The 21,915-nt window shown below is 51.5% G+C and carries 14 protein-coding genes and 1 riboswitch; of the genes, 9 read left to right on the top strand and 5 right to left on the bottom strand.

The annotated features are described in order from the left end of the window. Window positions 1-17: 17 nt before the first annotated feature. A complete protein-coding gene (locus PRU_RS05680; protein ID WP_013063156.1) occupies window positions 18-1,121 on the top strand; it encodes an ABC transporter substrate-binding protein in 1,104 nt (367 codons plus the stop codon). Beyond that, window positions 1,118-2,137 (top strand): iron ABC transporter permease, encoded by a 1,020-nt coding sequence (locus tag PRU_RS05675; RefSeq protein WP_013064059.1) that lies wholly within the window; start codon window positions 1,118-1,120, stop codon window positions 2,135-2,137. Before PRU_RS05680 ends, PRU_RS05675 begins: the two co-directional genes overlap by 4 nt. Here the strand turns inward: PRU_RS05675 and cbiD are convergent. From cbiD to PRU_RS05655, 4 genes are read right to left on the bottom strand one after another with little or no spacing between them, the layout of a single operon-like run. Continuing rightward, window positions 2,061-3,830 (bottom strand): cobalt-precorrin-5B (C(1))-methyltransferase CbiD, encoded by a 1,770-nt coding sequence (cbiD, locus tag PRU_RS05670; RefSeq protein WP_013065027.1) that lies wholly within the window; start codon window positions 3,828-3,830, stop codon window positions 2,061-2,063. The genes PRU_RS05675 and cbiD overlap by 77 nt on opposite strands. Next, window positions 3,827-5,602 (bottom strand): precorrin-4 C(11)-methyltransferase, encoded by a 1,776-nt coding sequence (cobM, locus tag PRU_RS05665; RefSeq protein WP_013063680.1) that lies wholly within the window; start codon window positions 5,600-5,602, stop codon window positions 3,827-3,829. Before cobM ends, cbiD begins: the two co-directional genes overlap by 4 nt. Next, complete coding sequence (locus PRU_RS05660; RefSeq protein ID WP_013064865.1) at window positions 5,590-6,843, bottom strand: bifunctional cobalt-precorrin-7 (C(5))-methyltransferase/cobalt-precorrin-6B (C(15))-methyltransferase; 1,254 nt, start codon at window positions 6,841-6,843, stop codon at window positions 5,590-5,592. Before PRU_RS05660 ends, cobM begins: the two co-directional genes overlap by 13 nt. Then, the gene (locus PRU_RS05655; protein WP_013064488.1) at window positions 6,840-8,117 is read right to left on the bottom strand and encodes a cobyrinate a,c-diamide synthase; all 1,278 of its coding nucleotides are present in this window, start codon (window positions 8,115-8,117) and stop codon (window positions 6,840-6,842) included. The genes PRU_RS05660 and PRU_RS05655 overlap by 4 nt, the downstream gene beginning before the upstream one ends. Before the next feature lie 81 nt (window positions 8,118-8,198). After that, window positions 8,199-8,388, top strand: a riboswitch (cobalamin riboswitch). Window positions 8,389-8,443: 55 nt separating this feature from the next. On the opposite strand from PRU_RS05655, the gene PRU_RS05650 reads away from it, so the two are divergent. The 6 genes from PRU_RS05650 to cbiB are packed head-to-tail and all read left to right on the top strand — an operon-like array spanning window position 8,444 to window position 17,526. Continuing rightward, entirely contained in the window at window positions 8,444-10,558 is a 2,115-nt protein-coding gene (locus tag PRU_RS05650; RefSeq protein WP_013063256.1) for a TonB-dependent receptor plug domain-containing protein, read from the top strand. After that, entirely contained in the window at window positions 10,545-11,705 is a 1,161-nt protein-coding gene (locus tag PRU_RS05645; RefSeq protein WP_049769092.1) for a sirohydrochlorin cobaltochelatase, read from the top strand. The genes PRU_RS05650 and PRU_RS05645 overlap by 14 nt, the downstream gene beginning before the upstream one ends. Before the next feature lie 19 nt (window positions 11,706-11,724). After that, a complete protein-coding gene (locus PRU_RS05640; RefSeq protein WP_013064841.1) occupies window positions 11,725-13,788 on the top strand; it encodes a TonB-dependent receptor plug domain-containing protein in 2,064 nt (687 codons plus the stop codon). A gap of 6 nt (window positions 13,789-13,794) precedes the next feature. Beyond that, a complete protein-coding gene (gene cobJ, locus PRU_RS05635; protein WP_013063023.1) occupies window positions 13,795-15,195 on the top strand; it encodes a precorrin-3B C(17)-methyltransferase in 1,401 nt (466 codons plus the stop codon). After that, window positions 15,192-16,613 (top strand): cobyric acid synthase, encoded by a 1,422-nt coding sequence (locus PRU_RS05630; RefSeq protein WP_013063612.1) that lies wholly within the window; start codon window positions 15,192-15,194, stop codon window positions 16,611-16,613. Before cobJ ends, PRU_RS05630 begins: the two co-directional genes overlap by 4 nt. Then, a complete protein-coding gene (cbiB, locus tag PRU_RS05625) occupies window positions 16,606-17,526 on the top strand; it encodes an adenosylcobinamide-phosphate synthase CbiB (RefSeq protein WP_013065304.1) in 921 nt (306 codons plus the stop codon). Before PRU_RS05630 ends, cbiB begins: the two co-directional genes overlap by 8 nt. Here cbiB and PRU_RS05620 read toward each other — a convergent pair. Beyond that, complete coding sequence (locus PRU_RS05620; RefSeq protein WP_013063425.1) at window positions 17,513-19,966, bottom strand: glycoside hydrolase family 2 TIM barrel-domain containing protein; 2,454 nt, start codon at window positions 19,964-19,966, stop codon at window positions 17,513-17,515. The two genes, cbiB and PRU_RS05620, sit on opposite strands and share 14 nt — an antisense overlap. Before the next feature lie 127 nt (window positions 19,967-20,093). Between PRU_RS05620 and ilvD the strand changes: the two genes are divergently transcribed. Then, on the top strand, window positions 20,094-21,896 hold the full coding sequence (ilvD, locus tag PRU_RS05615; protein ID WP_013064029.1) for a dihydroxy-acid dehydratase: 1,803 nt from the start codon (window positions 20,094-20,096) through the stop codon (window positions 21,894-21,896). Window positions 21,897-21,915: the final 19 nt, after the last annotated feature.

The following is a 21,915-nucleotide window of genomic DNA, read 5'->3' as shown; positions in this document are numbered from 1 at the left end:
CAATAAAATGATAAAAAATGAAGAAAATAGCATGGATGATAGTGGCTGCAGCACTCTTTGTGGGGTGCAAGGGTAAGGGTGTGCAACAGGCGCAGGGCGATGGTGAGGCCGACTCTACCGCTGCTATCACAGTGAAATATGCCACAGGGTTCAGCGTGAAGGATTCGGCCGGCGTGCGACTGGTGAATATCGGTGAAAAGTATCATTTTGCACTGATGAAATCGGATGCCGACGCGCCTGAGGGCTATACCAGGATTCAGGTGCCCATCACGCGCACCATCTGTATGACGGCCCTGCAACTGTCTAACTTCACCGCCCTGGATGCGCACGATGTGGTGAAGGGCATCACTGGCACCAAGAACCTCTATAACCAGGATATCCTGCAACGCGTGAAGGAAGGCAAGATTGTAAAGATAGGTATGGAGGGTAATTTTGATACCGAAATAGTGCTTGCAGCAAATCCTCAGATAATCCTGATATCTCCCTCTAAACGTGGCGGTTATGACGCAATCAAGGAGACGGGTATCACACTAGTGCCCCATCTGGGCTATAAAGAGCTCGACCCACTGGGACAGGCTGAATGGATCAAGTTTGTGGGTATGCTGATAGGTAAGGAGCAGCAGGCCAACGAGGTGTTTGCCGGTATAGAGAGTCGGTATAACGCTCTGAAAGAGAAAACACAGAACGTGACAAAACGCCCCACCGTGCTGAGTGGTGAGATGCACTACGGCAACTGGCATGCGGTGGGCGGCAAGAACTATCTGGCTCAGATATTCCGCGATGCAGGAGCCGACTACGTGATCGACGATGAGGAGACCAGTGGCGAAGACTTGGAGTTTGAGAAGATGTATGCCTTGGCAGCCAATGCCGACTACTGGCGCATCTTGAATAGTTATCCTGGTGAGTTCTCGTACGAGGCGCTGAAGGCATCTGAACCGCGCAACGAGCTCTTCAAGGCTTATAAGGAGAAAAAGGTGATCTACTGCAACATGAAGCAGACGGCCTATTACGAGATATCGCCCGTGAGGCCCGACGTGCTGCTGAAGGATTTTGTGGCTATCTTCCATCCAGAACTGGTGGAGTCTGATTATAAACCTACATTCTATCGCTTGCTGAAATGAAAGCACCGAAGTTCATAGCACTGTTGCTGGGTATCGCTGTGCTGGCGATTGTAAACCTGCTGCTGGGGTCGGTAGAGATTCCGGTGGGGGATGTGTGCCGCATTCTGGCTGGTGATACCTCCAACGAGATATGGACGAATATTATCTGGCAATCACGACTACCACAGGTGATGACGGCTGTTGTGGCTGGTGCCGGACTGGCGGTGAGCGGACTGCAGATGCAGACGGTGTTCCGCAATCCGTTGGCAGGACCTTCGGTATTGGGTATCTCCAATGGTTCGGCGCTTGGTGTGGCTTTCGTGGTGCTACTGTCGGGTAGGATAGGTGGCGTGGCACTGAGCCGACTGGGTTATCTGGGCGATGCTGCCATGAGTGTGGCGGCTATCATCGGTGCCCTGGCGGTGATGATGCTCATCGTATGGCTCTCACAGAAGGTGAAGGGAAATGTGACGCTGCTGATTATCGGTGTGATGATAGGTTATCTGGCCAATGCCATCATCGGTGTACTGAAGTTTCTCTCGCCCGAAGAGGATGTGAAGGCATTTGTGGTGTGGGGCTTAGGCTCGTTCTCGCGCGTATCGGGCGATGAAATGGTGCTGTTTGTGGTACTGATGTGTGTGCTGCTGCCGCTGGCCTGCCTGCTGGTGAAACCGATGAATCTGCTGCTTCTGGGCGATAGATATGCTGCCAATCTGGGACTGAACATCAAGCGTGCCCGACTGCTGGTGATTCTGAGCTCGGGTGTGCTGGTGGCCATCGTCACAGCTTATTGCGGACCTATCATGTTTATCGGATTGGCGGTGCCCCATCTGGCGCGCGCCTTGTTTGGCAGTAGCGATCACCGCGTGCTGATGCCTGCCACGATGTTTTGTGGGGCGGCCTTGGCGCTGGTATGCAATCTCATAGCCCGTATGCCTGGTTTCGAGGGTGCACTGCCCGTTAACTCCGTGACGGCACTGGTTGGTGCGCCGGTGATAGCGGTAGTATTGTTCCGTCGTCGGCAATCAGAAGAATAGTCAACTCGCCATTGGGCAGTAGCGGTTGACAATAAGCGGCGCAATGGCTGATGATGACGTCGGCAAAATCCTGTTGTTGTTCTGGGGAGAGTCTCTCCCATATCTCGCGTGCCAAGGTGATATCGCTGATGTCGATATCGCAATGGGCCTCGTGCAGCATCTCACTGATAAACGCTTTATCCATGGTGGCGCGTTTGCTATGCGTGTCGAGATGACCAGCCGCCAGTTTGACAGCTTTGCCTATCATCACGCCGAGTGTGATGCTGCGTATATCCAGTTCGTGGGCTATCTTGAGCGTCTCGCCAATATAGTTGCCATACTCCACAAACGCCTGTTGGGGCAGCTCGGGGTAGAGGGCCTTCACAAACCGCTCACTCTTTCCGCCGCTATTGATCACCACTCTTGCCGATTGAGACGCCTTAGCCACCGTCATACACTTACGGATACTATCCACAAACGCCTCCTCGCTAAACGGCTTTACGATGCCCGAAACACCAATGATGGAGATGCCCCCTTCAATCCCCAATCGCGGATTAAAAGTCCTGCGCGCAATCTCAGCCCCCTGCGGCACACTAATCACAATCTTCAATCTTCCATCTTCCATCTTCAATCTTTCTAAGTTCTGGCGAATCATCTCCCGTGGTGCCTTGTTGATGGCAGCCTCGCCTGGGGGATAATCGAAGCCAGGCAGCGTAAACCTGCCAACACCCTCGCCACCAAGAATCTCAAAGTGATCGGATTCGGTGACCTGGGCCCTGACCTCGATGCCATTGGTAACATCCGGGTCGTCGCCGGCTTCTTTGATGCAGGCGACATAGTCGTCGCCATAGCTCACTGCTACATGGATGGTCTCGCCGTTAGGCAGCATCACAGGCACTTCGGCAGGCATCTCGCCTGAAGTCAGTCGGATGCAGGCTGCCACCGCTGCTGCTGTGGCACAGGTGCCCGTGGTGAGTCCGCTATGCAGGGGATAGAACTCTGGCAGTAGCTTCTCTACCATTCTCCGTAACCCGTAAGGACCGTCAACCACGATGAATGATTTGGGCTGTTCTGGGCGCTTGATGGCTATCACACGCATGCCGCAGGCTTTGGCTGCTACTACCTTTTCTGTAAATCCGCCTGATAAACCGCTTTCTTTCAATAAGATAGCGTCTGCTTGAACGGGTATATCATTGGGGTCGTCGTAATAGCATAGCTGCGCTTGGGTGGCACCTTGTTTCAGAGCTAAGGCGATCGACGACGGTCGGTTGAGGATGCGATAAAAGATACTGATTCCATCGGCCGCGAGCGGTTTCAGTTTGCTGATGCTCTGCACGCCGGTGGTGGCGAGAAGGCTATGGATGTCGTGTGGTATCTGGGTGTAGTCGTCAATCCAGGTGATGGCAGGGTCGCATGGCGGGTAGATGCGTTCAAAGCGTACTACGGGCAGCGAGAGTGCGCTGGCAGTCTTGGCAATGGTCTGGTGCAACAGTGCTGCAAAGGGGTGGGCGGCATCCACTATCATCCGGATGCCGTGCTCGGTGCAAAAGTGCATCATTGCTGCCTCATCGAGTGCGCCGTCTATGCGCACACCATGCTGCAGCGTGATGTCCTGCTCGCCGGTCTTTGTGCTGTAGAAGTAGGGCGAACCCCCTTCTTCCAACACCTCCACGGCTTTGCGTCCCTCTGTTGTTCCACCAAATACCAGTATCATGCTTTGCCTTTTCGGAATAGATGAGTGAAGTTTTTTGAATAGAGTTCAGACAGTCCTTGACGGTTGTCGATAGCCTCTCCAACAACGAGCATCGTGGTGAGCGTCAAGTGGTTATCGTGAACTATCTGAGCTAAATCTTTAAGTACTCCGCGATAGATCTTCTGGTCGGGCCAGGTAAGGTGATAGCAGGCAGCTACGGGCGTATCCTCGGGGTACTCCTGCAGCAGTTCGCGCTGCACATCATCTACGATACTGGCTGAGAGGAAGATGCACATCGTGCTCTGACTCTTGGCCAACAGGTGCAACTGTTCTTTCTCGGGCATGGGTGTGCGTCCTTCGCCACGGGTCAGAATAATCGTCTGACAGCGCTCTGGAATCGTGAACTGACTCTGCAGTTCGGCTGCTGCCGCCAGAAACGAGCTGATGCCTGGAGTGATATGGTATTCCATGTGGTTGGCATCGAAGAAGGCCATCTGTTCCTGGATAGCGCCAAAGATACATGGGTCGCCTGTATGGAGGCGCACGATGAATTTGCCCTCGTCATAGAACTTCTTCATCAGCTCGCATTGTTCCTCGAGTGCCATATCAGCTGACGAACGAACTACTGCTCCTGGCTTGTGGCACTCCGTCAAAGCCTTTGGAACAAGTGAGCCTGCATAGAGTATCAAATCAGCCCTTTCGAGCATCTTGCGTCCTCGTACACTTACCAAATCGGGATCGCCAGGGCCTGCGCCTACAATCTCTATGTGTCCTTTCTGCTCGCGCAGGTATTTGTGGTCGATGGCCAAGGCCGCCGTCCAGTTCTTACCTTTTATCTTAGGAAGAATCAGTTTGCCGTGGTTGGAACCGAGAATAGCCGCTGCCTCGCAGACTGAGGGCGTGCCCACATGTTTCTCTACGGTTTCGCTGGGATTGGGTACTTCTACTTTGGCCAACTCCTCGCCGGTGTAATATACCACCTCGCTATTTGTTTCTTTTTGGAGTTTGGCGCAGAACTCCTCATCCCGCTTCACATCGATGGTGCAGAAGCGCTTGTAGCAAGGCATGATATCGTTGTCAGTGATGGCCTCGTCGATTTCTTCAAGGATGTGCTCGTAGTTGGCTGGATGACTAGCCAGACCAAATCCCAGTACGCCTACCTTTGGCACATAGCACACCTTGAGTACGCCTGGTGGGGTGTCGATGATGTAGGGCGTCACCTGGATAAGCAGTCTGAATCTTTTGGGGGTAACCTCATCTATGCTGTTGACGATGGTGACATGGTCGGGCAGGGTGCGCTCCAGAAAGTCGGTACCTGCGTCGCGGATATCCATGAGCAGTGCAGTGGGCTCGCGATTCACGAAAGCGCTGATGCACGCGTTGATATCGTCAAACCCCACCATATTCCAGTTGAACTGCTTGTCCAACGTGTCGAGTGCCCACAGTCCGGCATTGTCGCTCTGGGTGGTGATCACTTCGTGCGCACCAAGATGGGCGGCAATGTGGCGTGTCAAGTCGTTGGCGCCACCGATATGGCCGGAGAGAACGGAGATGACGTTGAGCCCAAAACTGTCGATGCAGACCACGGCCGGGTCGGTATGCTTGTCTTCGATGTAAGGGGCGATGGTGCGCACGCAGATGCCCATGGCACCGATGAAAACGAAGGCATCATAGGCTGCCCATTGGTTACCAACATCGGTTCGTTGGATGAGTTCGGCACCGAGTTCGCACTGCAACTGACTGGCGATTTCGCTGCCAGCATCGCTAATCTGTATGATGGCTATTTTTTGCATGATAATATCTCTATGGGGTTATAATCATTTAATTGTATGTGTTGGGGTGGGAATTGCTGCAAACCGAGTTCGGCACAGGCTTCATCCCAAAGCTGATGACTGTCGGTGGTGACCTTCGGTGAGGTGACGCTATTGAATACAATGATGCCGTTATCTGATATGACTGTCAGCAACTTAGCTATGATTTCTTTAAGTTTTCCTCCATGACCGCCTATGAATACAGCATCAGGTTGGGGCAGGCCTGATACGTCTGTCTTTAGGAAGTCGCCTATATGGGTATGGATGCCTGGCGCGCCAAACTTCCGAGTGTTCTGCTGGATGATGGATTCGCACTCAGGACGAATCTCGAAAGCCTCTATTTGCAGGTGTGGGAACTGCAGGCGCGCCTCGATGCTGACGCTACCTGTGCAGAAGCCGATATCCCAGAGCACATGGCGACCGGTCAACTGGAGGGCCTGCAGCGTCAACAAGCGGATGGGCATCTTGGTGATCATCTTTTCGCGCCCGTCGAGGAGTGTGAAGGCTGCATCGGGAATGCCGAATGGTCGTGGTGGCACTGCGCCACGGTGTTCCAGGATGATGCAATTAGGCATGGCAAAATCACGATGGATTGCCTCTTTCGGCGAAAGCGTAGAAAGGTGCTCTTCCGATGGATTGCCTAATTTCTCGCCCACGTGCATGATGAAATCGGTATATCCGTAGTCGGTCATGCGCTGGGCTATCGTGGCAGGTGTATGTTCACGGTCGGTTAGAATACCTATCTTCGGTGCGCGCTCGATGAGTGCTCTGTCGAATTCTGCCCAGGGGCGCCCTGTGAGCGACACGATACGCATGTCGTGATAGGGCATCACCAATCGGTGGGCCAGCAACTGCAGCGAGTTGAAGGTAGGATAGACGATGATTTCAGCATCTGGAATCTTCCTACGAATCGTATTCGCAAACCCAAAGAACAGCGGATCCCCAGAAGCAAAGACGATGATTTCTGTTGAGTTTCTAGTGTTCTCGCTTTGCGAGCGACCAAAGGTCGAGTGGAGTGATGCATGTTGAGAGTACTTATCAAATACGGCATCGAGCGGTACAGTGATGTCTATCCATTCGGCATCTGCAGGCAGCAGCGGGGCTACAATCTCATGGTGGCGCTTGCCGCCAGAAAACACCTTTCCATCGCGTATGATGGCCATCACCTCAGGGGGAAAATAGGGGTTGGGGTTGTCTGTGATACCGATGACGATGAATTTCATAGGATGCTGGGTATTTGATAAAGGTGCGTGTAGCTGGCTAGTACGTTGTGATATCTGAAAATTGGCGTTGGTACAGGCTCACCTTTAGCGTTATAGACTTGGGTGATACTCTCAGGGGTATCGCCGATGAATTGCGTGTAATGGAATTCGTGCCCTCGATAGGTCTTGCCATCGAGGGTGAACTGGCGGTAGCCTAAGGACAGCTTGCGATCAGCTTTGCGGGCAGTGATCGAGTAGGGCAGTACACCGCACATGGGGAAACTTCCATCGTCGGTAATGATGGCTTGACAGAGGTACATCATACCGCCACATTCGGCAACAATCCTGCCGCCATCTTCCGCAAATTTTTTGATAGCATGCAGACAAGCCTGATTGGGCACTAATGCCTCCAGGTGCTTCTCAGGATAACCGCCTGGCAGATAGAGCAGGTCGATGCCATCAAAAGTTGGCACATCTTTCTCAGGATCGAAGAAAATGACGTCGCCAAACTGGTCTAAAGTCTCCTGATAGATGAACGAAAAACTTTCATGATTCCTGGCTATAAGCGTTTTCGTTTCCAGATGCCGGAACTCGCAGTTTCTTGTTTGGGACTTTACCTCGTCATGGAGCGTGGTAGTGAGACTTTTGAGAGATGGGAGGTCGATATTCTCCTCTAAAAGGGCAGTCAACTGGTCTGACTCGGGTAGTTGTGAGAAATCGAGCCCCAGATAGCGTGAATTTTGCTCCAGGTCGGGCGATTTAGGCAGGTAGCCCAGGCACTTGACATGGAGCTCATCGCACACTTCGCGCAGCATGTTGAAGTGGCGCTGCGAACCAACTTTGTTAAATATTATACCAGCGATACGAACGTCGCCGCGGAAGTGGATAAAGCCCGATAAGAGGGCTGTCATCGAGTAGGCTGCCGATTTAGCATCGACCACCAGAATCACGGGAATATCAAGCACGCGGGCGATGTCGTACGACGAACCCAGTTCGCGATCGTAGCCATCATAAAGGCCCATCATACCTTCGACGATACAGATGTCAGCATCAGTCCCGTAGTGCGCAAATAGCGCGCGTACGTGTGCGGGCGTAGTCATAAAGGTATCGAGATTGACCGACGGGTGCCCACAGACAGCTGTGTGGAATTTAGTGTCGATATAATCGGGCCCGCACTTGAAGGGCTGCACCCGGTAACCGTTCTGGGTGAACCACTGCATCAGGCCTCGGGCAATGGTTGTCTTGCCTGAACCACTGGTGGGTGCTGCTATCATAAACGCTGTCTTGTTCGACATCTTCTGAAGTTGATTTGGGTGCAAATATATAAATTTTCTGCTAAATATGTGTGGTTAACCGAAAAAAGTTGTACCTTTGTCGCCAAAATAAGGTCATCTGGTGGCCGATGCCACTACGATGAAAAGGGAATACGGTGAGAATCCGTAACTGTACCTGCAGCTGTAATCCTCGCAAAAAGGGTTTGCCTGTATAACGCCACTGAGCCACAGGCTCGGGAAGGTAAGACAGACTGAGGAAAGTCAGAAGACCTGCCGAATGTCAATTGAAGATTGACAATTTAACTTTAGACCGTTCAGGAGTTAGCGGTTGTGATAATTTGATAGTAATGAAACTAGGGAAGCAATTGGCAATAGGCCTGAGTTTGCTTGCTATTGGTGCAAATGCCCAGACCGACATTTGGCGTGCTGATAGTTTGCAGGAGGTGGTGGTGACAGGTACTGGTACGCAGCACCTGCTGAAAGATGCGCCCGTGCAGACCGAAGTAATCAGTCGCCGGCAGTTGCAGCAGTATGCCGGCAAGAGTATCGAGGATATCCTGTCGGGACTCACGGCATCGTTCGATTTCAGCGAGAACGATATGAGTAGCAGACTGCAGATGAATGGTCTGGGCAACGCGTATGTGCTGATACTGATAGACGGTAGGCGCCTGCATGGTGATAATGGTGGCGAGAACGACCTGAGTCTTATCGACCCGCATAATATCGAGAAGATAGAAATCGTGAAGGGTGCCTCGAGTGCCCTCTATGGCAGTGATGCGATAGCTGGTGTGATCAATATCATCACCCGCAAGCATCGCGAACAGGGCGTGATGGTGGAGAACACCACGCGCGTAGGCACTTATGGCGACATCAGGCAGCATAACGGCGTGGCGCTCAACTATGGTAAACTGTCGAGCTACACCAACTTCCAATTGCAGCACTCCGACGGTTGGCAGAACACCGCCGAGGAAGCTATCCAACAAACGGAATACCACATCACCGACTCGCGCAACAAGACGGTGAACCGGCATACCAACTGGCAGATAGCTGAGCGACTGACTTATCAGCTCACGCCTGCCATCGAACTCTATGCCGACGGTAGCATCTACTGGAAGCGCATCTATCGCCCCTGCGGTCATCATCCCGGTGTGGACGTGAAGACATGGGATCTGCAGTACAACAATGCGTCGGCGTCAGTAGGTGGTAAGTGGAAGCTGAACAAGACCGACGTGATTACGCTGGATGCCGACTGGAAGAAGCATGCCTATAACTACGCCTATACCGACACCACGCTGACGGATGGCTATGTGAACGGCCGTTTTACCAATTATTTCCCTTACTTCCCCGGTGATAAGGAACTGCAGAGCGACCAGCGACTGACTAACATCTCGCTGAAAGGAATCTTTGCGTTGCCCTATGAGCAGCAGTTGAGTGCCGGACTGGAGTATCGCTACGACTGGTTGAAAGCGCCGATGCGTGTGGCTGGCGGAAAAGCGACTGACAATACCGAAGCACTGTATGTGCAGGACGAGTGGGCACTGCTGGATCCACTCCACATCACAGGCGGTTTGCGACTGACCCGCAATGAGGGATTCGGCACCCGACTGACACCCAAACTGTCAGCCATGCTGAAGTTGGGCGACCTGCGACTGCGAGCCACCTGGAGTCAGGGTTACAAGACACCTACGCCTAAGGAGTTGCACTATCAGTATATCAAGAATATGAATGGTGTGTATCTCTACCTGGGCAATGAAGACCTGAAGGCACAGACCTCGAATTATTTCGGTGCCAGCGTGGAATATACCATCGGGCACCTGACGCTGACCTTGGCGCCTTATATTAATAAGGTGGACCGCATGATCACGCTGGTGACCATACCTACCAAGCAGGCTCCGGGCGAACTGATTACGAAATACGACCCCATCCGTGTGCGTCAATATCAGAATATGGAAGATGCCAAGACCTATGGCGTGGATTTCACCGTGCGCTATCAGGGTAAGCACTTCACCGCTGGTGGTAGCTACAGCTATCTGGACACCGAAGCCAACCAGTATGACACTGAGAACGACGTGATGCAGAAGGTGACCATCGACGGTATGGCGCATCACAAGGCTAACGTATATGCCACCTGGAATCATCAGTTCTCAAAGAAATACCAGTTGGGCGTGGGTATCTACGGACGCTTGAGCAGTAAGCGCTACTATCAGATAGACGGCGACGGCAAGGGTTATCAATTGTGGCGACTCTCAACCAATCATCAGATAGGCCGACTGCTGAAAGTGGATGCCGGTATCGACAACATCTTTGATTTCGTGGACCGCACGCCTCACGGACTGCATTTGGGCACCACCTCGCCAGGCAGAACTATCTATGCCTCGCTCACGCTGAGATTCAATCAAGGTAAGAAACTATCAAATAAGTTTAAGTCTAATTTTAATTACAACAACAATGAAACAGATTAAGTTTTTGATGCTGGCCATGCTGACAGTAGTGGGCAGCGCACTGTTTACAGCTTGCGACAGCGATGATGACAACAAATCAACACAGTCGAACTATGACAGGTATCAGCAGGCTGTGAACCAGACAGTGAATGCACAGAAGAAGAGTGACAAGGTGATCCTGCTGGTAGCCTTCGGTTCTACCTGGGAACAGGCCTATGACACCTTTGATAAGGTGGTGGATGACTACAAGGCTCAGTTCGGTGGATGGGATGTATATCTCTCATTCTCTTCGGCCATCTGTATCAACAATGCCCGTGCGGGTGAGAATGTGGAACCTAAGGACTATTACGACCCCGAGCACTGGCTCACCGCTATCGGTCTGGCTGGTTACAAGCAGGTGGTGGTACAGTCGCTGCAGGTAATCCCTGGTGAAGAGTATCGCCGTGTGCGCGACAGCTATGTGAAGGACTTTATGAACAACCGTAATGGTGACTTCACTGATGCTTACATGAAGAGTCTGGACCGCCAGGTGGTTGTAGGTACCCCACTGATGGCTGAGGAGAGCGACGCCAAGACACTGGCTACCACACTGAACAACGAGGCTGACGTGAAGGCCGCTGTGGCTCAGGGTATCGTGGCTTTCATGGGTCATGGTAATCCAGAGGGTTACGACTACTATGGTGGTAACGTGCGCTACCTGCAGCTCGAGGAGTATCTGCGCGAAATCAATCCTAACTTCTATGTAGGTACCGTTGATATGGACGAGACTTATGCCGAGGATGTTCTTAACCACATTGCTGGTGGCACATTCGACTATCAGATTGGCGATGTAACCAAGACCATATCTTATCCTGAGAATGCAAGCAAGAAGGCTCAGCTGTTTGTGCTGATGAGTATCGCCGGTGATCACGCCCACAACGATATGGCTGATGATGAGGATGATGAAAGCTGGTTCTCTATGTTTAATGCTGCAGGCATTGAGACTGCTGCCTATGAGACCAACTACACTGAGGCTTGCTGGAAGAAGTATAAGAGCGGCGAGGAGTATATCCCCGGACTGGCTGAGCGTAGTGCCGTGCGCAAGTTGTGGATGAACCACACCCGTGAGGCTATCGCCAAGCTGGGCACCGACGACGCCCTCTCGACTCCTACAACAGCTGCCGAATAATTAAGATTAGTTTTGTTAAATGAGGATTAAATATTTCTCGTTCCTGGTGGTACTCCTTTCGGGGAGTACCGCCTTTTCACAAATTCATAAGACGGACTCGAATGCTGTCCGTCGTTCGTATAACCTAAATCCTGTGGTTGTCACTGGCTCTGGTCATCACCAGCGCCTGAAATCAACAGCCACACCAGTAAGAGTGCTCTCCAGTCAGGAGATGCGTGAACAAGGTATCACGACCTTCGACGGCGCACTCACACGCATGATGCCGCAGGCATCGATGGCTCCCAGCAGCATGGGGAGCTTCCTCAGACTGAACGGACTTGGCAATAAATACATCCTGATTCTGATAAACGGTCAGAAACTATCGGGCGACATCTCAAACAATGTGGATCTGAATCGTATCAACATGTCGCGCGTAAAACGTATCGAGGTGCTTGATGGGGCTGCCTCGTCACTCTATGGTAGTGATGCCATCGCGGGTGTCATCAATATCATCACCGATCAGCCTACACAGGATATGATGAGCGTCAGCAGCGACACGCGTGTGTCGGGGCATGGCGTGCTCACAGAGTCGGTTGGTCTCGACATCTTCAAGAATGGCTTCGGTTCCTACACCTCGTTCATGCATGATAGGGCCGACAGTTATCGTAACAACGACCTGGAACTGGTGAAAGGTTCCGACACAGAAACTCAGGCGTCGATAGCCCCGCTGTTCACCGGCTATCGCTCTGATATCATCGGACAGAAATTTACTTATACCCCCAATAAGCATTTGGCGCTGAATGCGGGTATAGACTATTCATATAAGATAACCGATCGCCCAGAAACACGCAGCGATATCACTGGCGGTACCGACTACGAGATGCGCTACAAAGGACTGCGATGGAACGTGGGCGGAATCTATAAGTTTACGGCCAAGAACTCGATTCAGGCCGATTTCGTGGTGGACCGTTTCCGTTATGGCAAGGAGTATGATGTGGCCACGAAGACCAATGCCATTGGCGACTACGTGCAGTCGAAGAAGCAGCGCATGATGGAGGGACAGTTGAAAGCCATCCTGGGACTGACAGCGCACTCTACCACCATCTTCGGTGCCGACTGGCGCAAGGAGTATCTCAATGCCACCAGCGGTAATATCGACAGTCATGTGTATTCGCTCGCTGCCTATGCCCAGCACGAGATGACGCTGCTGAAGAACCTGACGGCGACACTGGGATTGCGACTGACGCATCATGAGACGTTTGACCAGCATCTCACACCAAAAGCCACACTGATGTATGCACCGGGAAACTTCAGATTCCGAGCTACTTACTCTGCCGGTTTCCGTGCACCTGGGCTCGATGAACTCTACTACCACTATTTCTCAGTGAATCGTGGTAAGGCACAGATCAGCTTTGGCAATCAGGACCTGAAGCCTGAGAAGAGCAACTACTTCGCACTGAATGCTGAATATCGTACACAGGCTCTGGCTGTGAGTGTGACGGGCTATCTGAACCGTATCAACGATATGGTGGTGAAACAGAATGTGGATGTGGATGATGCCAGTAGGCAGATGCTCATGACAGAATTCCCGGAGATGACACAGGACCAGGCCGACAAGATGGTGAGCTACGCCCTGTATCAGAACAGTGATAAAGGCGACGTGAAGGGTGTGCAGATGAATGTGTCGGCTAATCTCTTCAGTGGTTTCAACCTCTCAGTCAACTATGTTTATACGTATACCCGCACCCATAGTGGTGAGGTGTGGACGGTGCTGGAGCGCAGTATGCGCCACGCTGCTACGGTGGCAGCCAACTACCATCATGCCTGGGGCAAATATGCACTCACCGTGAACCTGAATGGACGATTGCAGTCGAAGACTTATTATACGGGCAGTTATGAAGATGCGCCTGGTTTCGGTTTGTGGAACCTGCATACCACGCATGCCTTTGATGTGGCCAAGTGGGCTTATCTGGAGCCTAGCATCGGTGTAGATAATATCTTCGATAAGGTTGACCGTCGCTTAGACTCTTCTACGCGCAAGTATGCGCTATACACACCAGGACGCATGCTGGTGGTAGGACTGAAAGTAAAATTCAAAAACTAAGAGGATATGGGAAAGATTATCGTAGCTGGCATTGGTCCTGGTTCGCAGCAGGACATCACACCTGCAGTGCTCGAGGCAGTGCGACAGGCCGACGTGATAGTGGGCTTTCAGTATTACTTCCAGTTTATCATGCCTTATGTAAAGGCCGACTGTGAGTGTATCGACACGGGTATGAAGAAGGAACGCCAGCGCGCTGCACAGGCTTTTGAACTGGCCGAACAGGATAAGACGGTGGTGGTGATCTCTTCGGGTGATGCCGGCATCTACGGTATGACGCCCTTGATCTATGAGATGCGCCGCGAACGTGGCTCGGATATCGAAATCGTGTCGCTGCCGGGCATATCCGCCTTCCAGAAGGCTGCCTCACTGTTGGGTGCGCCTATCGGGCATGATATGTGTATCATCTCGATGAGCGACCTGATGACGCCTTGGGAGGTGATAGAACGTCGCATAGTGGCGGCTGCGATGGGTGACTTTGTGACGGCGGTCTATAATCCCAAATCGCATGGGCGCTACTGGCAGCTGTATCGCTTGCAAGAGATATTCCTGCAGCATCGTTCGGCTGAAACCCCTGTGGGCTATGTGCGCCAGGCGGGTCGCGACGACGAGGTGGTGAAGTTGACGACTCTCGGCGCTTTCGACCCTGAGGATGTGGATATGTTTACCGTCATCATCATCGGTAATTCCCAGTCCTATATAGCTGACGGCCGCCTGATTACGCCACGCGGTTACTACCGTGAGGTGGTGGCTGAAGGCGAGAAAGTGGGGCAGAACATCATGATAACCTCATTCCTCACCATCGCAAAGGAACTGAAACGACAGGACTATCCGCTCGACCATAAATGGGCACTGCTGCATGCCATCCATACTACAGCCGACTTTGATATGGAGAATATCCTGTATTCTGACGAAGGGGCTGTAGAAACGCTCTATCAGAAGGTGAAGGATGGCACACTGAAGACGATCATCAGCGATGTGACGATGGTGACCAGTGGTATCCGCAAGGGAGCGGTAGAGCGACTGGGTCTTGAGGTGAAATGTTATCTCTCAGACCCACGTGCTACTGAGATGGCAGAGCACTTGGGTATCACGCGTACGCAGGCTGGCATTCGTCTGGCCGTGGAGGAGCATCCTGATGCACTGTTTGCTTTTGGCAATGCACCAACAGCGCTTATGGAACTGTGTGAACTGGTGCGCAAAGGCAAAGCGCATCCAGCCGGTATCATCGCGGCACCTGTGGGGTTTGTGCATGTGTGCGAGTCGAAACACATGGTGAAACCTTTCCGCGATATTCCCAAACTGATAGTGGAAGGACGTAAAGGCGGTAGCAATCTGGCTGCGACACTCTGTAATGCGATTCTGACTTTTGATGATGCTGCACAACTAAAACCTGGTCGCGACTTATGAAGAAGTTACACCCCCTGATGTTCGTTGGTACAGGCAGTGATGTGGGTAAGAGCATCCTAGCTGCAGCCTTCTGTCGCATCTTCCGTCAGGATGGATATGCGCCAGCGCCTTTTAAAGCACAGAATATGGCGCTTAACTCTTATGCCACACCCGACGGTTTCGAGATAGGACGTGCACAGGCTGTACAGGCCGAGGCGGCTGGCATCCCTTGTGAGACGGATATGAATCCGCTACTTCTTAAACCCAGTTCTGACCATACGTCGCAAGTGGTGCTGCATGGCAAGCCATTGGGCAACAAGCATGCCTACGACTACTGGCGGCGGGGCTGTTCCGATATCGATTACCGACAGGAAGTATGCGGAGCCTTCGATCGCTTGGCGGCTCGCTATAATCCCATCGTGATGGAGGGCGCTGGCAGTATCTCGGAAATCAATTTGCGTGCAACCGACTTGGTGAATCTGCCGATGGCACGCCATGCGCAGGCGGATGTGATACTGGTGGGTGACATTGATAGAGGTGGCGTGTTTGCATCGGTCTATGGCAGTATTGCACTGCAGACACCTGAGGATAGAAAACTCATCAAGGGTATTATCATCAATAAGTTTCGTGGTGATATGCGTCTTTTCGACGAGGGGCGACGGATGCTCGAGGATCTGTGTGGAGTACCTGTGTTAGGCGTGGTGCCATACTATAAGGATATCTATATCGACGAGGAGGATTCGGTGGCGCTGGAGCAGAAGCGCCGGCAGTTGATAGCTGGTAAGGTGAACGTGGCAGTGGTGCTGTTGCGACATATCTCCAATTATACCGATTTCGACACCCTGGAGCGTCATCCGCGTGTGAACCTGTTTTATACCAATAATATCTCGGATCTGGAGCAGGCTGATTTCATCATCCTGCCTGGCACGAAATCAACCCTCGACGACCTGTTGGAGTTGCGTCGGAACGGTTGTGCACAGACTATCATGCGCGCCCATCGCGATGGTAAGATGGTGATAGGTATCTGTGGTGGTTATCAGATGCTGGGACTTTCGGTGGATGATCCTGATGGTGTGGAAGGTTCGATAGCCAGTCTGCCTGGTCTTGGACTGCTGCCCATCCACACCACCATGAGCGCAGAGAAGACCACCCGTCAGGTGAGTTTCCAGTTTAATGGTCAGACCTGTCAGGGTTACGAGATTCATCAGGGCGTGAGTGATACCGATGAGATGATCATGCAGACGGATCATTGTATTGGTACATATATTCACGGTTTCCTCGACAATCAGTCGGTTATCGACTATCTGTTGGGTACTAAGCAGACTTTCACAGCGCAGGATGCCGATTCTTTTAAGAACGAGCAGTATAATAAGTTGGCAGCCCACGTGCGCCAGCATGTTGATATACAGCGTATTTATGAGATAATGAGTCATGATTAATCCGATAGCATTATTGATAGGTTGGCTACTCGATTTGATATTCGGCGACCCAGTGAAGTTGCCGCATCCCATCGTGTGGTTCGGACGAATGATTGCCTTTGGCGAACGGCATCTGAATCATGGTAACCATCGCAAACTAAAAGGTGCTTTGATGGCTATTGGATTCATCGTTGCGATATTTGCTACTACGTGGTTTATCCGTAAGTGCTGTTTATTGGTTAACGTTTATTTGTTATTGGCGTTCGACGCCATCGCTGTGTTTTACTGCTTGGCGGGAACGACACTTATCCGTGAGGTGCGACAGGTGTTTCTGGCCTTAGACAGATCGTTAGACGAGGGTAGGGCGCAGGTGGCCCGTATTGTGGGTCGCGACACCTCGGAGCTGTCGGCACAAGAGGTACGTACGGCAGCACTCGAGACGCTGGCCGAGAACCTGAGTGATGGAGTAATAGCGCCGCTGTTCTGGTTGATGTTGCTGGGCACACCTGGTATGCTGGCTTATAAGATGGTGAACACACTCGACTCGATGATTGGCTACCATACCGAACGCTACCTGCAGTTTGGCTGCTGGGCTGCCCGTATCGATGATGTAGCCAACTACATCCCCGCGCGCTTAACTGCGTTACTGATGGTTATTTGGTGCCCAAAGTGCCTTGGTTTCGTGCGCAAATACGGTTGCTGTCATGCTTCACCAAATAGCGGTTATCCTGAGGCTGCATTAGCCAGCATTCTGAATTGCAGGTTTGGTGGACCACATAAGTATTTCGGCGAAGTATTCGATAAACCTTATATTGGTGATAACGATCGCGAGTTGACTACAGCAGATATGAAAACAGCTGTACGAGTAAATCGCACAGCTGAAATCATCATGGTTGTTATCGTGTTAGCAAGTAGTCTTATTAGCCTACTTTAATCTCGATAGTCTTACTCAGTTTTCTGCTCTTATCGGTTACCTTCAAGATGGCTGTTCCTGGCTGTTTAGCACCACGAACAATAACTACCAACTGACCTTTAAACAGCTTCATGGTTGGCTCTTTAAATGGCTCTAAGCTGGTGGCATCGCCATTGCAGACAGCCTCGAAGGTACCTGCACCAGTCACCTCAAAAGTAAGCTGATCGTCGGCCTCTGGAATCATGATGCCATTCTTATCAGTAAGTGATACAGTAACGAAGGCTAAATCGTCGCCATCAGCCTTCAGACATGGGGCATCGTGCTGTGTCCAAACATCACAAGCGATGGCTGATGGTTTGCCTGCTGTACGGATGGTCTGCTCGCCAGCCTTGTTGCCTTGGGTGTCGTAAACCACCACTTTTACCTCGCCTGGCTTGTAAACCACATTGTTCCAACGCAGACGATAACGGTCCAAACGCTCGGCTGGATTCTTAGTTACCTTACCCTGACTCTTACCATTTACAAAGAGTTCGCCTGCAGGATAATCGGTGTAGCAATAAACTGGTGTTACCTTGCCAACACGTTCCTTGCCAAAGCTCCAGTGAGGCAGCAGATGGATAGTATGCTGATCCTTGTTCCACTTAGAACGATACAGGAAATAACGATCCTTAGGCAGACCGGCCAAATCGCAGATGCCGAAATAGCTGCTGCGCGAGGGCCAGTACTCATCGTATGGGGTAGGCTCACCCAGATAGTCGTAACCTGTCCAAACAAACTCACCAATCACCCAAGGCAGATCGTCCTGCATCACCCAATCGTCGTCGGGCAGATTACTCCACGAGCAATGCTCCACATCATAAGCCGAACACTGTCCGTCTTCTTTCAGTACGGCACCAGGAATATAACCAGGCGACCATGAGGCATACTGCGAGTTGTCCTTAATCTCGACAGGGAACTTATATACGCCGCGACTGCTGACGGTTGAAGCCGTTTCGGAACCTAACAGGAATCCCTGTGGCAGCTTTTCGTAATACAGTTTATATTTAGGCAGTCGGTAGTTGTAACCTGGAACATCCATGACAGCAGCAAAACCATAGTTTACGGCTTCATCTACACGGTCCATACCTTGTGTAACGGGACGTGAGGGGTCGAGCTGATGACAGAGATCCTGCAGGGCCTTGGCCATCTTCGGACCTTCGACTTTATTGCCTTGTTCAGGAATCTCGTTGCCGATACTCCACATGATGATGCTGGGATGATTACGGTTGGCAAGCACCAGGTTGGTGATATCCTTCGCCCACCACTCATCGAAGAAACGTGCATAACCATTCTTGCACTTGGGATATTTCCACATGTCGAAGCTCTCGGCCATCACCATCATACCCAACGAATCGCAAACATCCATCTGCATCTGACTGGGCATATTGTGCGATGTACGAATTGCATCACAACCCATCGCCTTCATCATCTTGATCTGTCGGATAAGTGCACTCTTGTTGATGGCGGCACCCAACGGACCAAGGTCGTGATGCAAGCAAACACCCTTAATTTTGCGCGATACGCCATTAAGCTGGAAACCACCATCCTTTGAGCATTTGATGGTACGGATACCAAACTTCTGTGTTACTTCATCAAGCAGTTCGCCACTCTGCGAGTATTTGATGCGAGCAGTATATAAATAAGGTGACTCAGGGCTCCACAGCTGGGGCTGATTAACGGTTATAGCCATTTGTGCAATGCCTTCGTTGTTCAGGTCGTCACTACTGCCGCTTGCTACTACTTTACCAGTAGCATCGCAAATCTCCACATCGAATTTTAAACCACCATCCAGCGCACTGCCGATACCCACGTTTACATCAAGTACAGCCAGGTTGGCACTCAGTTCGCGGGTGCGGATATAAGTTTTCCAAGGATCAATCCATCCGTATTTTGTAAGTACCAGTTTTACAGGACGGTAGATACCAGCGCCAGGATACCAGCGACTGCTCTCTTCTACATTCTGCAGATCAACCTCCAGCAGGTTGTCGCCTGTTTGTATAAATGGGGTGATATTCACGCGGAAGGTATTGTAGCCGTAGGCCCAATAGCCGGCCTGCATGCCGTTGATGCTTACTGTAGGTTCGGACATAGCCCCATCGAACACCAGCATTGCATGCTTGTAACCTTCTGGGATAGTGATGGTTCGCTTATAATGTCCTTCGCCAATCCAGGGCAGGGCACCCGAACGTCCACTCTTTTCGGTTGCTTCGGTTTCGCCATTCTGTTCGATAGCCACCTTCTGCAAGTCCCATTTCTTATCAAACGGTCCTGCAATAGCCCAATCGTGAGGCACACAAACGGTTTGCCAATCAGATTTGTTTTGTGAGAAGAGCCAGTTATCACTCAATGTGATTTCCTGTCGCTGTTGGGCAAACACCGATAACGGGGCTGCCAACAGCATTGTAATTAGTCCCTTTTTCATTTCAATTTGTTATTAGTAATCATTATTTTGCTGCAAATTTACTAATAATTTTCCGAAATAGTTGGCTATTTGATAGTTTATTTGTATTTTTGCGGCTAAATTTCGGATTTTAAAAGTAAATAGGTATATGAAACACCAGTTACGCAGCGCAGTCTGCACAGAAGGACGTAGAATGGCTGGAGCCCGCGCATTGTGGGTGGCCACGGGTATGAAACACGAGCAGTTTGGCAAACCCATTATTGCCATTGTGAACTCGTTTACCCAGTTTGTGCCCGGTCATACACATCTTCACGAGATTGGTCAGATTGTGCGCGAGGAAATCGAAAAGATGGGCTGCTATGCTGCCGAATTCAATACGATTGCTATCGACGACGGTATTGCTATGGGTCACGATGGTATGCTGTACTCGCTGCCCAGTCGTGATATTATTGCCGACAGCGTAGAGTATATGGTAAACGCCCATAAGGCCGATGCCATGATTTGCATATCAAACTGTGATAAGGTTACACCTGGTATGCTGATGGCCTCAATGCGACTGAATATTCCTACGGTGTTTTGTAGTGGTGGCCCGATGGAGGCTGGTAAATGGCGCGGCGAGAATGCCGACCTGATTACCGCCATGATTAAAGGTGCCGACCCAAGTGTGACCGACGACGAAATCAAGGAGATAGAACAGTGTGCTTGTCCTGGTTGCGGTAGCTGCTCGGGTATGTTTACAGCCAACTCGATGAACTCGCTTACTGAGGCCATCGGACTGTCGCTGCCTGGTAATGGTACCATTTTGGCAACTCACACCAATCGTATCGAACTGTTCAAGGCTGCTGCCCGTCAGGTGGTAAAGAACGCCTTTGCTTACTACGAGGATGGCGACGAGAGCGTATTGCCACGCAATATTGCTACCCGCAAGGCCTTCATGAATGCGATGGCTCTGGATATCGCTATGGGTGGTAGTACCAATACGGTGCTGCACTTGTTGGCTGTGGCTCAGGAAGCTGGTGCCGACTTCACCATGAAGGATATCGACGCTCTGAGCCGCAAGGTTCCCTGCTTGTGTAAGCTGGCTCCTAACACCCAGAAGTACTCGGTACAGGAGTGCGGTCGTGCAGGTGGTATTCTTGGTATTCTGAACGAGCTGAATAAAGGTGGATTGATTGATGGCACAGCCCCACGTGTGGATGGCTTGACACTCAACGAGGCCATGCAGAAATATAGTATTGTGGATGGTGCTGTAGATGCCGAAGCTAATCGCATTTATCAGACGGCTCCTGGCAATCGCTTCTCAACCAAGATGGGATCGCAGAGCGAAGAGTGGGGCACACTTGATACCGACCGCGAAAACGGTTGTATCCGCGACTTGGCCCATGCTTACACCAAGGATGGCGGACTGGCCGTACTGTTTGGTAACATTGCCCAGGACGGTTGCGTAGTTAAGACCGCTGGTGTAGATGAGAGTCTGTGGCACTTCGAGGGCCCTGCTGTGGTGTTCGACTCACAAGAGGATGCCTGCGAGGGCATTCTGGGTGGCAAGGTAAAGAGTGGCGACTGCGTGGTGATTACCCACGAGGGACCAAAGGGAGGTCCTGGTATGCAGGAGATGCTGTATCCTACCAGCTATATTAAGAGCATGCACCTGGGTAAGGAGTGTGCGCTGATTACCGATGGTCGTTTCTCGGGTGGTACATCAGGTTTGAGTATCGGTCATATCTCACCCGAGGCTGCCAATGGTGGTAACATCGGCAAGGTAAAGGATGGCGATATCATCGTGATTGATATCCCCAGTCGTTCTATCAGCGTAAAACTGAGCGACGACGAGCTGGCTGCACGCCCACAGCAGCCACTTAAGCGTAACCGCGTGGTTAGCAAGGCATTGCGCGCCTACGCCCAGAGCGTATCGAGTGCCGATAAAGGCGGTGTTAGAATAATCGACTAAATGGTCAATGATCAATGTA

Source organism: Xylanibacter ruminicola 23, assembly GCF_000025925.1.
GTDB lineage: Bacteria > Bacteroidota > Bacteroidia > Bacteroidales > Bacteroidaceae > Prevotella > Prevotella ruminicola.
Note: the sequence above shows the minus strand (reverse complement) of the source record. Positions and strands in the feature narration are given on the sequence as shown.

What these genes read in the sequence shown, in the direction of transcription:
- cobM (WP_013063680.1), bottom strand. Translation starts at nt 5,602, where the DNA reads ATGCAAAAAATAGCCATCATACAGATTAGCGATGCTGGCAGCGAAATC.
- PRU_RS05675 (WP_013064059.1), top strand. Translation starts at nt 1,118, where the DNA reads ATGAAAGCACCGAAGTTCATAGCACTGTTGCTGGGTATCGCTGTGCTG.
- PRU_RS05640 (WP_013064841.1), top strand. Translation starts at nt 11,725, where the DNA reads ATGAGGATTAAATATTTCTCGTTCCTGGTGGTACTCCTTTCGGGGAGT.
- ilvD (WP_013064029.1), top strand. Translation starts at nt 20,094, where the DNA reads ATGAAACACCAGTTACGCAGCGCAGTCTGCACAGAAGGACGTAGAATG.
- cbiD (WP_013065027.1), bottom strand. Translation starts at nt 3,830, where the DNA reads ATGATACTGGTATTTGGTGGAACAACAGAGGGACGCAAAGCCGTGGAG.
- cbiB (WP_013065304.1), top strand. Translation starts at nt 16,606, where the DNA reads ATGATTAATCCGATAGCATTATTGATAGGTTGGCTACTCGATTTGATA.
- PRU_RS05645 (WP_049769092.1), top strand. Translation starts at nt 10,545, where the DNA reads ATGAAACAGATTAAGTTTTTGATGCTGGCCATGCTGACAGTAGTGGGC.
- PRU_RS05680 (WP_013063156.1), top strand. Translation starts at nt 18, where the DNA reads ATGAAGAAAATAGCATGGATGATAGTGGCTGCAGCACTCTTTGTGGGG.
- PRU_RS05620 (WP_013063425.1), bottom strand. Translation starts at nt 19,966, where the DNA reads ATGAAAAAGGGACTAATTACAATGCTGTTGGCAGCCCCGTTATCGGTG.
- cobJ (WP_013063023.1), top strand. Translation starts at nt 13,795, where the DNA reads ATGGGAAAGATTATCGTAGCTGGCATTGGTCCTGGTTCGCAGCAGGAC.
- PRU_RS05660 (WP_013064865.1), bottom strand. Translation starts at nt 6,843, where the DNA reads ATGAAATTCATCGTCATCGGTATCACAGACAACCCCAACCCCTATTTT.
- PRU_RS05630 (WP_013063612.1), top strand. Translation starts at nt 15,192, where the DNA reads ATGAAGAAGTTACACCCCCTGATGTTCGTTGGTACAGGCAGTGATGTG.
- PRU_RS05655 (WP_013064488.1), bottom strand. Translation starts at nt 8,117, where the DNA reads ATGTCGAACAAGACAGCGTTTATGATAGCAGCACCCACCAGTGGTTCA.
- PRU_RS05650 (WP_013063256.1), top strand. Translation starts at nt 8,444, where the DNA reads ATGAAACTAGGGAAGCAATTGGCAATAGGCCTGAGTTTGCTTGCTATT.